The organism is Mesorhizobium sp. P3_A8 (assembly GCF_056402995.1).
The window spans coordinates 589613-602241 of sequence record NZ_JBFUGI010000001.1 but is presented as its reverse complement, the minus strand read 5'-3'; the positions used below and the strand labels follow the sequence as shown (position 1 = coordinate 602241).

Annotated in this window: 13 protein-coding genes; 9 read left to right on the top strand and 4 right to left on the bottom strand. The window is 62.5% G+C overall.

Annotated features, from left to right (window positions below):
• The first annotated feature begins 211 nt into the window (after positions 1–211).
• The 4 genes from rpmH to AC1DX4_RS02820 all read left to right on the top strand — a co-directional run bounded on the left by rpmH (position 212) and on the right by AC1DX4_RS02820 (position 3297).
• On the top strand, positions 212–346 hold the full coding sequence (gene rpmH, locus AC1DX4_RS02835) for a 50S ribosomal protein L34 (RefSeq protein ID WP_008833937.1): 135 nt from the start codon (positions 212–214) through the stop codon (positions 344–346).
• A 14-nt stretch (positions 347–360) separates the two neighbouring features.
• Positions 361–714 carry a ribonuclease P protein component gene (gene rnpA, locus AC1DX4_RS02830; RefSeq protein WP_477218858.1) on the top strand — a complete coding sequence of 118 codons (354 nt, stop codon included), beginning with the start codon at positions 361–363 and terminating at the stop codon, positions 712–714.
• Between the two features lie 14 nt (positions 715–728).
• On the top strand, positions 729–2540 hold the full coding sequence (yidC, locus tag AC1DX4_RS02825; RefSeq protein ID WP_477218857.1) for a membrane protein insertase YidC: 1812 nt from the start codon (positions 729–731) through the stop codon (positions 2538–2540).
• A 196-nt stretch (positions 2541–2736) separates the two neighbouring features.
• The gene (locus AC1DX4_RS02820) at positions 2737–3297 is read left to right on the top strand and encodes a fasciclin domain-containing protein (protein WP_477218856.1); all 561 of its coding nucleotides are present in this window, start codon (positions 2737–2739) and stop codon (positions 3295–3297) included.
• A 196-nt stretch (positions 3298–3493) separates the two neighbouring features.
• Here the strand turns inward: AC1DX4_RS02820 and AC1DX4_RS02815 are convergent, their stop codons facing one another.
• Genes AC1DX4_RS02815 through AC1DX4_RS02805 form a run of 3 tightly spaced genes read right to left on the bottom strand, consistent with a single transcriptional unit; the run spans position 3494 to position 6796 of the window.
• Positions 3494–5041, bottom strand: coding sequence for a DHA2 family efflux MFS transporter permease subunit (locus AC1DX4_RS02815; RefSeq protein WP_477218855.1), 1548 nt, complete (start codon positions 5039–5041; stop codon positions 3494–3496).
• Positions 5038–6339, bottom strand: coding sequence for an HlyD family secretion protein (locus AC1DX4_RS02810; protein ID WP_477218854.1), 1302 nt, complete (start codon positions 6337–6339; stop codon positions 5038–5040). Before AC1DX4_RS02810 ends, AC1DX4_RS02815 begins: the two co-directional genes overlap by 4 nt.
• On the bottom strand, positions 6332–6796 hold the full coding sequence (locus AC1DX4_RS02805; RefSeq protein WP_477218853.1) for a MarR family winged helix-turn-helix transcriptional regulator: 465 nt from the start codon (positions 6794–6796) through the stop codon (positions 6332–6334). The genes AC1DX4_RS02810 and AC1DX4_RS02805 overlap by 8 nt, the downstream gene beginning before the upstream one ends.
• A gap of 177 nt (positions 6797–6973) precedes the next feature.
• On the opposite strand from AC1DX4_RS02805, the gene AC1DX4_RS02800 reads away from it, so the two are divergent.
• From AC1DX4_RS02800 to yihA, 3 genes are all read left to right on the top strand, one after another.
• Entirely contained in the window at positions 6974–7288 is a 315-nt protein-coding gene (locus AC1DX4_RS02800; RefSeq protein ID WP_475454941.1) for a hypothetical protein, read from the top strand.
• 121 nt (positions 7289–7409) lie between these two features.
• A complete protein-coding gene (locus tag AC1DX4_RS02795; protein ID WP_477218852.1) occupies positions 7410–8048 on the top strand; it encodes a CatB-related O-acetyltransferase in 639 nt (212 codons plus the stop codon).
• The gene (gene yihA, locus AC1DX4_RS02790) at positions 8045–8704 is read left to right on the top strand and encodes a ribosome biogenesis GTP-binding protein YihA/YsxC (RefSeq protein WP_032937353.1); all 660 of its coding nucleotides are present in this window, start codon (positions 8045–8047) and stop codon (positions 8702–8704) included. Before AC1DX4_RS02795 ends, yihA begins: the two co-directional genes overlap by 4 nt.
• Positions 8705–8825: 121 nt before the next feature.
• Here yihA and AC1DX4_RS02785 read toward each other — a convergent pair whose 3' ends face one another.
• A complete protein-coding gene (locus AC1DX4_RS02785) occupies positions 8826–9566 on the bottom strand; it encodes a TetR/AcrR family transcriptional regulator (RefSeq protein ID WP_477218851.1) in 741 nt (246 codons plus the stop codon).
• Positions 9567–9693: 127 nt separating this feature from the next.
• Between AC1DX4_RS02785 and AC1DX4_RS02780 the strand changes: the two genes are divergently transcribed.
• Positions 9694–10881 (top strand): HlyD family secretion protein, encoded by a 1188-nt coding sequence (locus AC1DX4_RS02780; protein ID WP_477218850.1) that lies wholly within the window; start codon positions 9694–9696, stop codon positions 10879–10881.
• A gap of 73 nt (positions 10882–10954) precedes the next feature.
• The gene (locus tag AC1DX4_RS02775) at positions 10955–12550 is read left to right on the top strand and encodes a DHA2 family efflux MFS transporter permease subunit (RefSeq protein WP_477218849.1); all 1596 of its coding nucleotides are present in this window, start codon (positions 10955–10957) and stop codon (positions 12548–12550) included.
• Positions 12551–12629 lie beyond the last annotated feature (79 nt).

The following is a 12629-nucleotide window of genomic DNA, read 5'->3' as shown; positions in this document are numbered from 1 at the left end:
TTTGGTCGGAACATTAAATTACTGTCATAAAGCCGGCGTCCACGGCGCGACGACTCCGCATTGACTTCCAAAACCCTTCTTTCTATAAGCCCGCTCACGCTCGGGCCATTCGTCCCGGCGCGGTTTCGATCGCGCCAAAACCGGCCCGGCAAAGCTCCTGTTACAAAGTGACAGAATCAAGAAGGGCCGCAACTCCGCGGTATTAAAACAAATGAAGCGTACCTACCAACCGTCCAAACTCGTCCGCAAACGTCGGCACGGCTTCCGTGCCCGCATGGCCACCAAGGGTGGTCGTGGCGTCGTCGCAGCTCGCCGCAACCGCGGCCGCAAGCGGCTCAGCGCCTAAGCGAGACGAGATCGTTGCCCGCAACCGGCAAGTCAGTGGGGCAAAATCCCAAGCGGCTTCTGAAACGCGCGGAATTCCTGGCCGTCCGTCGTGGTGAAAAGCGACGCGGACGGTTTTTCCTCGTCGAGGTCCTGGACCGCGGCGATGGCGGCGTGCCGCGCGTCGGCTACACCGTCACCAAGAAGGTCGGCAACGCTGTTGTGCGCAACCGCGTCAGGCGGCGGCTGAAAGAAGCCGTCCGCGTCCATGCCGCAGATGACATGGTGCCCGGCAATGATTATGTCATCGTCGGGCGCGATGACGCACTGCGCGCCCCGTTCGGCCAGTTGAAGGCCGAACTCTCCCGCCGACTTCGCGGAACACGATAGGCCAAGGGCTCTCGATGGAAAACAACCGGAACTTCTTCATCACCATCGCGCTGTCGGTGCTGATCCTGACTTTGTGGCAGGTTTTCTACATGAACCCGCGCGTCGAGCAGCAGCGCGAGGCCGCCAAGATCGAGCAGCAGCGTGTGGAAGAGCAGAAGAAGGCGGCCGAGGCCGCCAATCCGGGTGCTGGAACACCGGCGCCGGCGCCGGGCACCATTCCCAGCGCGCCCGGCGGCGACACCGTCACCGCGGCCAGCCGCGACCAGGCGCTTGCCGCTTCGAAGCGCGTCAAGATCGACACGCCGAGCCTCGAGGGCTCGATCAACCTGACCGGCGCGCGCCTCGACGACCTCAGGCTCAAGCACTACACCGAGACCGTCGACAAGAATTCGCCCGAGATCGAGCTGCTCAACCCGCAGGCGCTGCCGACCGGCTATTTCGCCGAGATCGGCTTCGTCGGCAACGACAAGACCGGTGCGGTGCCGGGCGCGGAAACGGCTTGGAGTGTCGACGGCAATCCGACGCTGACCCCGTCGACGCCGGTGACGCTCACCTACACCAACGACAAGGGGCTGACCTTCAAGCGCACCTTCTCCGTCGACGCCAACTACATGTTCACGGTGTCGGACACGGTGCAGAATTCCGGCTCGAGCGCGGTTTCGCTGTTCAATTACGGCCGTGTCACCCGCTACGACAAGCCGGCCGTCGCCAGCACCTATGTGCTGCATGAAGGCCTGATCGGTGTGACCGGCACCGAGGGCCTGGCCGAATACAAATACGCCAAGATCGAATCTGAAAAGCAGGTTACGCCGGGCAAGTCGACCGACGGCTGGCTCGGCATCACCGACAAATACTGGGCCGTCACGCTGGTGCCGACCGAAAAGCAGCCTTTCCAGCCGCGCTATGCCTTTTTCGAGGATGGCCGGCACCGCTACCAGTCCGACTTCCTCACCGATGCCATCAATGTCGATGCCGGCCAGTCCGCGACCGTCGAGACCGAGATATTCGCCGGCGCCAAGGAAGTCGCCAAGATCAACGCATATGAGAAGGACCGCAACATTCGCCAGTTCAATCTGGTGATCGACTGGGGCTGGTTCTATTTCATCACCAAGCCGATGTTCTGGCTGATCGACACGCTCTACAAATTCTTCGGCAATTTCGGCCTGGCCATCCTCGCCACCACCGTCATCGTCAAGGCCCTGTTCTTCCCGCTCGCCAACAAGTCCTACGCGTCGATGGCGAACATGAAGAAGGTGCAGCCCAAGATGCTCGAGATCCGCGAGAAATACGCGGACGACAAGATGAAGCAGCAGCAGGCGATGATGGAGCTGTACAAGACCGAGAAGATCAATCCGCTCGCCGGCTGCTGGCCGGTGGCGCTGCAGATCCCGGTCTTCTTCTCCCTCTACAAGGTGCTCTACATCACCATCGAGATGCGTCACGCGCCGTTCTTCGGCTGGATCCAGGATCTGGCGGCACCCGATCCGACCTCGATCTTCAACCTGTTCGGCCTGGTTCCGGTCACGCTGCCGCACATGCTGATGATCGGCGTGTGGCCGCTGATCATGGGTGTCACCATGTTCCTGCAGATGCGCATGAACCCGACGCCGCCAGATCCGACCCAGGCCGCGATCTTCACCTGGATGCCTGTGATCTTCACCTTCATGATGGCGGGTTTCCCGGCCGGCCTCGTCATCTACTGGGCCTGGAACAACTCGCTGTCGATCCTCCAGCAGGGCGTCATCATGAAGCGCCAGGGCGCCAAGATCGAGCTGTGGGACAATCTGGTCGCGCTGTTTCGAAAGAAACCGTCGCCGGCGGAGTAGCCGCCCTTGTTCTGCAAAAAAGCGGAATAGAAACGCTCTTTTCGCGAAAAGCCCGGTTCGTCCGGGCTTTTTCTTTGGGCGGATAGCCGTTCACGTTCCCGTGATCGGCGAAACTGCCAGCCGTCGCGCGGCGTGACTGCGTGTGCATTTCCAAAGGCTATCAATTCCGATCAGCCCTCACCCGGAGGAAGACCACATGCGCTTGCCGTCATTCAGGACCATCGCCCTTTCCGCACTCGTCGCCGGCGTGGCGATTGCCGCGCCCGCTTACGCCAAGAACCCGAATGTCGGCGGCGCGCCGATGTACGCCACCAAGAACATCGTCCAGAACGCCGTCAACTCGAAGGACCACACCACGCTGGTCGCAGCCGTCAAGGCGGCCGGCCTGGTCGACACACTGCAAAGTGCTGGCCCGTTCACCGTTTTTGCCCCGACCAATGAAGCCTTCGCGGCACTGCCGGCCGGCACCGTCGATACGCTGCTCAAGCCCGAGAACAAGGGTCAGCTCACCAAGGTGCTGACCGCGCATGTGGTGGCTGGGAAGATCTCGGGCGCCGAGATGATGAAGAAGGCCAAGGCGATGGGCGGCAAATACGAGATGAAGACCGTCTCGGGCGACACGCTCACCGCCGAGGTCAAGAAGGGCAAGCTCTACATCATGGACGAGTCCGGCGGCGAGGCGAAGGTGACCATCGCCGACGTCAACCAGTCGAACGGCGTCATCCATGTCGTCAACAAGGTGCTGTTGCCGAAGTAACGGCTTCCGGCGAAAGGGGGCAATGGCAGCTCGTTGGGCTTTCTCGGCCTGCCATCCCCGCCTCATGACGAGGTGCCATGTTTCTTGGGAAGCCGTATCGGCGAGGCCGGGGTCCTGTAGTCCCTCACAGGGCCCCGGTTTATTTTTGAGGATACGTGGGGTGGCAGTTCCCGGCGCAATCAGCCGGGCCTTGGCCTCACTCCATCACGGCGCTGTGGTCGACCTTGGCCGGCGTGCCTGGCTTGCGCAGCAGAAGAACCAGCGGGATGGCGGCCAGCGACAGGATCATCATCAGCTTGAAGTCGTTCATATAGCTGATGATCGTTGCCTGCAGCGTCACCACCCCGTCCAGTGCAGCGCGGCCGGCGGCAGTGTAGGGGTTCATCGCTTGCGCGATCGCCGGGTTGCCGAACGCCTGGTTGAAGGGCGTCACATAGGTGGCGATGTTGGCATGGTTGACCTGTACATTTTGCGTCAGCAGCGCACTGACCACCGATATGCCGACGGCGGAGCCGATGTTGCGCGACAGATTGTAAAGCCCGGTGCCTTCGGCGCGCCGCTCCGGTGCCAGCGTGGCGAAGGTGATGGTGGTCAGCGGTACGAACAGGAAGCCTAAGCCCGCGCCCTGGATGAAGCCGGTGCTGATGATCGTCCATTGCGAGACATCAGGCGTCCAGCCGGTCATGTCGTACATCGCCCAGGCGGTGACCAGCAGGCCGGTCAACAGCAGCCAGCGCGTGTCCACCTTGCCGACCAGCCTGCCGACCAGGAACATGCACGCCATCGTGCCGAGGCCGCGCGGGCCCATGACGATGCCGGCCGTCACCACCGGATAGCCCATCAGCGTCTGCAGATAGGGCGTCATCAGCGCCAGCGAGGCGAGATAGGTGATGCCGATGATGAAGATGAAGATCATGCCGACCGCGAAATTCCTGTCGAGGAACAGCCGCGGATTCACGAAGGTGTTTTTGGCGGTGAAGGTGTGGACGATGAAGATATAGAAGGCCGACGCGCAGATCAGTGCCTCGACGATGATCTCGGAGGACGAGAACCAGTTGAGCTGTTCGCCGCGATCGAGAAACATCTGCAGCGCCGCGATGGTGATGCTGAGCATGCCGAAACCCAGCCAGTCCAGCCTTGCCTTGATGTCCAGCTTGGTTTCCAGGACGAACAGGGAGACGCCGGCGAAGGCCAGCGCGCCGATCGGCACGTTGATGTAGAACACCCAGCGCCAGCTGATGTTTTCGGTCAGCCAGCCGCCGATGACCGGCCCGAGCACCGGTCCGACCATGACGGAAATGCCGAACAGCGCCATCGCCGAGCCGCGCTCTTCCACGCTGTAGATATCGAGCAGGATGCTCTGCGACAGCGGCACCAGCGCCGCGCCGAAAAAGCCCTGCAGCAAGCGGAAGCCGACGATCTGCGGCAGCGACTGCGCAAAGCCGCACAGTACCGAGGCGACCACGAAGCCGGTGATTGAGGTCAACAGGATGCGCTTGCGGCCAAAACGGTTGGCGAGATAGCCCGAAGGCGGCGTCATCACCGCCGCCGCGACGATGTAGGAGGTCAGCACCCAGTTGATCTGGTCGGCGCTGGCCGAAACGCTGCCCTGGATGTAAGGCAGCGCCACATTGGCGATGGTCGTGTCCAGCGCCTGCATGATGACCGCCAGGATCACGCAGGCTGTGATGGCGCCGCGATTGGCGACCACCGGTGTGGCACCTGTCGCCGCCGCGCTGCTCATGATTTCTGTCCGAACCGGTTCAGGAGGTTGGTGACGAAGTCCGGCAGGCCGCGCGCATGGCCGGTCTCGACGTCGACCACGACGCTCATTCCGCCGCGCAGCGGCGGCTTGCTCTGAGGATCATCGACCGTCACGCGCATCGGGATGCGTTGCACCACCTTGACCCAGTTACCGGTGGTGTTCTGCGCCGGCAGCAGCGAGAAGCTCGACGACGAGGCCGGGCTGATCGAAGCGACCGTGCCGTGCCACACGGCACCCGGATAGGTGTCGACGCTGATCGTCGCCGTCTGTCCCGGCCGCACATAGGTCAGCTCGGTTTCCTTCGGCTCCGCCTCGATCCACAGATCGGTCGACGACACCAGGCTGAAGGCCGGCTGCGAAGCCGGCAGATACTTGCCAACCTGCAGCGCGTCGACATTGGTGACGACGCCGTCGAACGGCGCCTTGACGATCGAGTCACTGAGGTTGCGCTGCGCATCGTCGACGCCCGACTGGGCCTGCAGATAGAACGGGTTCTTCTCCACCGGCTGGTCGGCATCGCCGCCCAGTTGGGCAAGCATGGCCTGCGCCTGCGCCTTGGCGACGGATACTTTCTGGCGCGCGGCGACGAGGTCGTGTTGGGCGCTGTCGAAAGTTGCCTTGGAGGCAGTCGAGGTCTTGAGCAGGTCTTGCTGCCGCTGGAAGGCGGCCTCGTAATAGGGAATGTCGGCCTGCGCCTGCTCGATCTGCACCAGCGACTGCTGGTAGCTCGCCTGCAGGGTCAGCACCTGGTTGCGCACGGTCCCTAACTGGGCCTGGGCGGCGGCAAGCGCGGTTTCGAAGGAGGCTGGGCGAAGGCGGAAGAGCACGTCGCCCTTCTTCACCGCCTGGTTCTCGCGCACGTCTATTTCCTGCACGGTGCCGGAGACGTCGGTTGACACGCCGAGCGACTGCGCCTGGATGTAGGCATTGTCCGTCGACATCACCTGGCCGCCGGTCACGTAGTAATAGCCGCCAACCACCAATGCGACCGGAAGCAGGGCAAAAAGCACCGGCCGCGTCAGGCTGCGCTTCGGCTTGACCGGGGCGGCCGCAGGAGGAGCAAAGGCGGCAGGCGCCTGCTGTGGCTGCGGCTCCTTGGCCGGAGCCTCGAGTGCCGCGGGTTCCAGCGCGACCGGCGCTTCCAGCTCGTCATTGTCGATGACGACATTGGCGCGCCTTTGTTCGCGTTCGCTGTCGAGCCGGATGATCTGGTCGCCGGTGCGACCCGTTGAAGGGTCGTCTTCGGCAGGCTTCTTGGGGGATGTTGATTCAGCCATGTACTTTCTCCCGGTCGACGGCTGGCTGGGTGCAAGCCGCGAGCAGATTGGATTTGATCAAGCTTAGGGTTTGCAGCAGATGCTGCTGTGTTTCGGACGAAAGGCCGGTGAAGGCCTCGTCTCGTGTCTTCTGGCCGTTGCCGCGCATGATCTCGAGCAGCGGGTGAGCTTGCGGGGTCAGGTAAAGCAGCCAGGCCCTGCGATCGGCGGGGTTGGGCCGGCGCTCGATAAAGCCGCGTGCATCCATCTTGTCCAGCAGCCGCGCAAGCGTGATCGGCATGATCTCGATGAGGTCGGCCAGTTTGTTCTGGTGGATGCCTTCATGCAGGCTGAGATAGGCCAGTACCTGCCATTGGGCGCGGGTCAGCCCCGACGTGCGCGAACGCTGCTCAAACCGCTTTCGAAGCAGGCGCGCGACGTCGTGCAGCACGAAGCTGATATTGGGCGAGGAGGACATGCGAGGTGATCAGGGTCTAGGGACAACTTTTCGTGAGCATGCTTATTATCATCATGCACATAATCCTGCTGGACGGCGCGCGCAAGACGGGCTAAGCCGCCAAAAAGAAGAAATTGCATGGGCCACGACACCGAAGAGGCGCTTGGCGGTGGCAGTTTGCCGGCAAGGATTGTGACGATGAACTGGATCAAGATCGCAGCTGTCGCGGCTCTCCTGGGGTGCCCCGGTATCGCGTTTGCAAACGAAGCGGTCAGCTGCGGTGGCGCCGCCATGCTGGGTGGCGCGCAGTTGAACTGCAGCCACGTCAAACCCGCGGCACCGCCGCAATTCTGCACGTTTAGCTGGGATCTCCACACCACGGCGGGCGATCAGAAAGTCGTCGAAGGCAGCTTCCTGCTGCCGCCCGGATCCTCGAACGTCACCGTCTACCAGGGCAGCGGTTTCGACAGTGCGCTGTCCAATCCGATCGTCATCTGCCGCGGCAACAAATGAGCTTGTCGCTCACGGAAGACTCGCTCATCAGCCGATTGGTGCTATAGGGCGGATCACGTTATTTTGACCAGGCGCCTGCGGTTGCGGATGCGCCTGTCTGCCAATTCCCGGACGAACCGACATGGATGGACCCAACCCCGGCATCAAGCACCCGATCCCGATGCATACGCGCGTCGGCTTCCTGAAGCCGCTGGTGACGGAGCCGAACATCGAGATCGGCGACTTCACCTACTATGACCACCCGGATGGGCCGGACAAATTCGCGCAGAAATGCGTGCTCCACCACTATCCCTTCATCGGCGACAAGCTCATCATCGGCAAGTTCTGCGCCATCGCCGAAGGCGCGCGCTTCATCATGAACGGCGCCAACCACGCCATGTCCGGCTTTTCGACCTATCCGTTCAACATTTTCGGTCATGGCTGGGAAAAGGGCTTTGACCCGGCGACATGGTCGAAGGAGGTACGCGGTGACACGGTGGTCGGCAGCGATGTCTGGATTGGCATGGAGGCGGTGATCCTGCCCGGCGTGGAAATCGGCCATGGCGCCATCATCGCCGCCAAATCCGTGGTGACGCACGATGTACCGCCCTATGCGATTGTCGCCGGCAACGCGGCGAAGATGGTGAAGATGCGTTTCGACGACAGGACGATCAGGCGGCTGCTGGCTTTGGCCTGGTGGGACTGGCCGGTGGACAAGATCGGCCGCAACCTCGACGCCATCAGGGGCGCAAACATCTCTCTTCTGGAGGCAGCAGCTTGAACGCTCTGAACAGCACCGTGATCACCACCGACCTGTTTACGCGCGGGTGGATATTCATCCGTGGCGTGCCGGCCATGAAATTCCTGCCGCCGGAAGGGCCGCCGGAAATCGCCTTTGCCGGCCGCTCCAATGTCGGCAAGTCGTCCCTGATCAACGCCCTGGTCAACCAGAAGGGACTGGCCCGCACTTCAAACACGCCGGGGCGCACGCAGGAACTCAACTATTTCGTGCCGGATGGATTTTCGGGCGAGGGCGCCGACCTGCCGCCGATGGCGCTGGTCGACATGCCGGGCTACGGCTACGCCACCGCGCCCAAGGAGAAGGTCGACGAGTGGACCAAGCTGGTCTTCGACTATCTCAAGGGCCGCGTGACGCTGAAGCGGGTCTATGTGCTGATCGACGCCCGCCACGGCATCAAGGCCAAGGACGACGAGGTGCTGTCGCTGCTCGACAAGGCGGCGGTGTCCTACCAGATCGTGCTGACCAAGACCGACAAGATCAAGGCCGCTGGCGTGCCGCGGCTGATCGAGGAGACGCTGGCCAAGATCAAGAAGCGCCCGGCGGCGTTTCCGTTCGTCCTGGCGACGTCATCGGAAAAGGGCGAGGGGCTGGAGGAATTGCACGCCGCGATCGTGCTGGCCGCCAATGGCGGCTAGAGCAATTCCAGGAAAAGTGTGAAACGGTTTTCCAGAGAAAAGCGCATAGCGCTTCCCTTGGGAATTGCGTCAAAACAAGGAGACAGAGCGGTTCGCCGTTTCCGTGAAACGGTGAAAGACTCTAAGCCTTTGCCTCCAGGGCAATCATTGCGTGGCTTTCTTCCTCGGCAAGCGTTTTGGTGCCGTAGGCCGTCAGGAACATGCCGACGCCCGACCTGACAACGTGGTCTATCTCATCCTGGCTCGGGGCCTTGGTACGGTAGGCGAATATGCACTGCCGGAAGAGGCCGGCCAGGCACAGGTCGGTAAACTGATAGGCGGCCAGATCGACGTCATCGATCCGCAAAAGGCCGCGCTCGATGGCGGCGTTGAAAAATTCCATCGTCTTGTCATGGCCGCGTTTGGGGCCGCGCTCATAAAACCGCGCGCCAAGCTCGGGCATCCTGTCGGTGACACCGATCACTGTGCGCTGCGCCTGGATGACTTTGGCCGACGTGATCTTCAGGGCAAGCACCTTGCCGTACTTCACCAGCGTCTCACGCAGATCGTCAGCGTTGTCCAGCAGGTCATACATGTTCTTGAAGATGGTGCCGCGCTCTTCCTCGATCAGCGCTTCGAACAGCTCTTCCTTGTTGGCGAAGTAGACATAGATCGTGCCTTTGGAGACACCGGCCTCGCGCGTGATGTCATTCATGGAGGCGGCTTCGAAGCCTTTCTCGATGAAGACACGGCGGGCCCCTTCGATGATCTGGCTGCGCTTGGCCGGATCCTGCCCTGCGGCAGGGCGGCCGCGGCGGATGCTGTCAAGCAAATCGCAGGGGTCTCTGGTCAGGGCGTCGGCATTGGGTAAGGTTTCGGCCATAGGGTGACACCTCGAAAATAATTCGAACCAACCGGTTCGATTGCCTCTTGATATGGTCCTCTTTTCACGCTATGTCAACGGCCGGATCGAACCGAACGGTTCAGTATTATTACTTTAGAGAGATGTCATGTCCTCGAACGCGCCCACCACCGCCGAAGTCCGCCCTTTCCCCAACGCCAAGGTTGCTCCGGCGACCGAAGCTCCGGAAATTCCCGTCCAGCCGGTCGCACCGCCGCCTGCGGCTGAAGCTCCGGCCAAGAAGAAGCGCTCGGTGCGTTCCTTCCTGCTGCCGATCATCGGCCTTGCCCTGCTGAGCGGCGGCGCCTGGTACGGCTACGACTACTGGACCACGGGCCGCTTCATGATCTCGACCGACGATGCCTATGTCCAGGCCGACATGGCGTTCGTCTCGCCCAAGATTTCCGGCTATGTCGACCAGGTCAAGGTGAGCGAGAACCAGGTGGTCAAGGCAGGCGACCCGCTGCTGACGATCGACGACGGCGACTACAAGATCGCTGTCGCCCAGGCCGAGGCGCAGATCGCTACATTGAGCAAGACGCTCGATCGCATTGACGCGCAGACCAAGGCCGCGCAGGCTTCCCTGCAGCAGGCCCAGGCACAGAAGGTCGCCGACCAGGCCGCTGCCGACAATGCCGCTCGTGGTCAGCAGCGCGCCGCGCAACTGGTCAAGACACATGTCGGCACGCAGGCTCAGCTGGACGACGCCCAGACCGCGCTCGACCAGGCCAATGCCGCTCTGGTCGGTGCCGATGCCCAGATCGCCGCCGCACAGGCCAATATCGGCGTGTTCGAGGCACAGCGCGCCGAATCGGCAAGCACACTCGCCTCCTTGCAGCTCAACCGCGACAAGGCCGCGCGCGACCTGTCCTTCACCGTGCTCAAGGCGCCCTATGACGGCGTCGTCGGCAACCGCTCGGTCGAGCAGGGCGACCTCGTCAGCCCCGGCCAGAAGCTCGCCGTCGTCGTGCCGATGGACAAGCTCTACATCGTCGCCAACTTCAAGGAGACGCAGCTCGCCAGGCTGGTTCCCGGCGAAAAGGTCAACATCTCCGTCGACGCCATCGACGGCCATCCCATCCAAGGAACCGTCTCGTCGCTGGCGCCGGCTTCAGGAGCGGTCTTCTCGCTGCTGCCGCCGGAAAACGCCACCGGCAACTTCACCAAGGTGGTGCAGCGCGTCCCGGTCCGCATCGACGTCCCGGCCGATGCCCTGAAGACCGGCAAGCTGCGCGCCGGCTTGAGCGTTATCGTCAACGTCGACAGCCGCACAGCGCCTGCCACGACCACCAACTAAGCGCCTTTCGGAGGGCGGCTCGGTGGCTGATTGAGCACCGAGCCGCCCGGCCTGCCTCAAGGAGGCCCATGCAATGGCAACCGCAACAATCACCGCAGGAGCGCCGCCGGCACAGCCGGCGGTTCCTGATACCATCTCGACGCGGCGCGTCATCGCCTTCCTGGCGATGGTGTTCGGCATGTTCATGGCGATCCTGGACATCCAGATCGTCTCGGCCTCGCTGTCCGAGATCCAGGCGGGCTTGAGCGCCAGCTCCGATGAAATTCCGTGGGTGCAGACGGCCTATCTGATCGCCGAGGTGGTCATGATCCCGCTGTCGGGCTTCCTCAGCCGCATGCTGTCGACGCGCGTGCTGTTCACCATCGCCGCCGCTGGCTTCACCGCGGCCAGCGCGCTCGCCGCCACCGCCACCAACATAGACCAGATGATCGTCTACCGCGCCGTGCAAGGCTTCATCGGCGGCGGCATGATCCCGAGCGTCTTTGCCGCCGCCTTCACCATCTTCCCACCTTCGCGCCGCGCCATCGTCTCGCCGATGATCGGCCTGGTGGCGACGCTGGCGCCGACCATCGGCCCGACCGTTGGCGGCTATATCAGCCACGCTTTTTCATGGCACTGGCTGTTCCTGGTCAACGTCGTGCCCGGCATCCTGGTGGCGACCGCCGCCTGGTCGCTGATCGATTTCGACAAACCCAATCTCAAGCTGTTCAACAAGTTCGACTGGTGGGGCCTCGCCGGCATGGCGGCGCTCCTCGGCTGCATGGAATATGTGCTCGAGGAAGGCCCGAACAATGATTGGCTGCAGGACCAGGGGGTGTTCATCTGCGCCATCGTCATGACAATCGGCGCGGTGATCTTCTTCTGGCGTGTCTTCACCGCCGAGGAGCCGATCGTCGACCTGAGAGCCTTCAGCAACATCAACTTCGCCTTCGGCTCGCTGTTTTCCTTCGTCATCGGCATCGGCCTCTACGGCCTGACCTATCTCTATCCGGTCTTCCTCGGCCGCATCCGCGGCTACGATTCGATGATGATCGGCGAGGCGCTGTTCGTCAGCGGCCTGGCGATGTTCATCACCGCACCGATCTCCGGCATCCTGTCGAGCAAGATGGATTTGCGGCTGATGATGATGATCGGCTTCGTCGGCTTCGCCACGGGCACCTGGTGGATGACGCATCTGACCGCCGATTGGGATTTCTATGAGCTGCTGATCCCGCAGATCCTGCGCGGCTGTTCGATGATGTTGTGCATGGTGCCGATCAACAACATCGCGCTTGGCACCTTGCCGCCCGATCGGCTGAAGAATGCGTCCGGCCTGTTCAACCTCACCCGCAACCTCGGCGGTGCCGTCGGCCTTGCCCTCATCAACACCGTGCTGATCGACCGCAATGCCTTCCACTATGCAAGGCTCGCCGAGCATGTGCAGTGGGGCAGTGCTGCCGCACAGTCCAAGCTGCAGAACATGACGCTCAATTTCGAGCAGGTCACGGGTCTCGATGCCACCAGCGCGGCGATCTCCAAGCTGTCGGGCATGGTCCAGCAGCAGGCGGCGCTGCTGTCCTTCATGGATGTGTTCTACATGCTGACGGTGCTGTTCGCGACGCTTGGCCTGTTCACCATGCTGATCAACAAGCCGGCCGCGCCGGGTGGCGGCGGAGGCGGCGGGCACTGACAGAGAAACCAGACGTGGCAGCGGTTTCGGGAAGCTCCTCCAGTCCACGCCCGAAAAGCTCTGACCGCGCAAAAAACTC

What these genes read in the sequence shown, in the direction of transcription:
- rpmH (WP_008833937.1), top strand. Translation starts at nt 212, where the DNA reads ATGAAGCGTACCTACCAACCGTCCAAACTCGTCCGCAAACGTCGGCAC.
- yidC (WP_477218857.1), top strand. Translation starts at nt 729, where the DNA reads ATGGAAAACAACCGGAACTTCTTCATCACCATCGCGCTGTCGGTGCTG.
- AC1DX4_RS02820 (WP_477218856.1), top strand. Translation starts at nt 2,737, where the DNA reads ATGCGCTTGCCGTCATTCAGGACCATCGCCCTTTCCGCACTCGTCGCC.
- AC1DX4_RS02815 (WP_477218855.1), bottom strand. Translation starts at nt 5,041, where the DNA reads ATGAGCAGCGCGGCGGCGACAGGTGCCACACCGGTGGTCGCCAATCGC.
- AC1DX4_RS02810 (WP_477218854.1), bottom strand. Translation starts at nt 6,339, where the DNA reads ATGGCTGAATCAACATCCCCCAAGAAGCCTGCCGAAGACGACCCTTCA.
- AC1DX4_RS02805 (WP_477218853.1), bottom strand. Translation starts at nt 6,796, where the DNA reads ATGTCCTCCTCGCCCAATATCAGCTTCGTGCTGCACGACGTCGCGCGC.
- AC1DX4_RS02800 (WP_475454941.1), top strand. Translation starts at nt 6,974, where the DNA reads ATGAACTGGATCAAGATCGCAGCTGTCGCGGCTCTCCTGGGGTGCCCC.
- AC1DX4_RS02795 (WP_477218852.1), top strand. Translation starts at nt 7,410, where the DNA reads ATGGATGGACCCAACCCCGGCATCAAGCACCCGATCCCGATGCATACG.
- AC1DX4_RS02785 (WP_477218851.1), bottom strand. Translation starts at nt 9,566, where the DNA reads ATGGCCGAAACCTTACCCAATGCCGACGCCCTGACCAGAGACCCCTGC.
- AC1DX4_RS02780 (WP_477218850.1), top strand. Translation starts at nt 9,694, where the DNA reads ATGTCCTCGAACGCGCCCACCACCGCCGAAGTCCGCCCTTTCCCCAAC.
- AC1DX4_RS02775 (WP_477218849.1), top strand. Translation starts at nt 10,955, where the DNA reads ATGGCAACCGCAACAATCACCGCAGGAGCGCCGCCGGCACAGCCGGCG.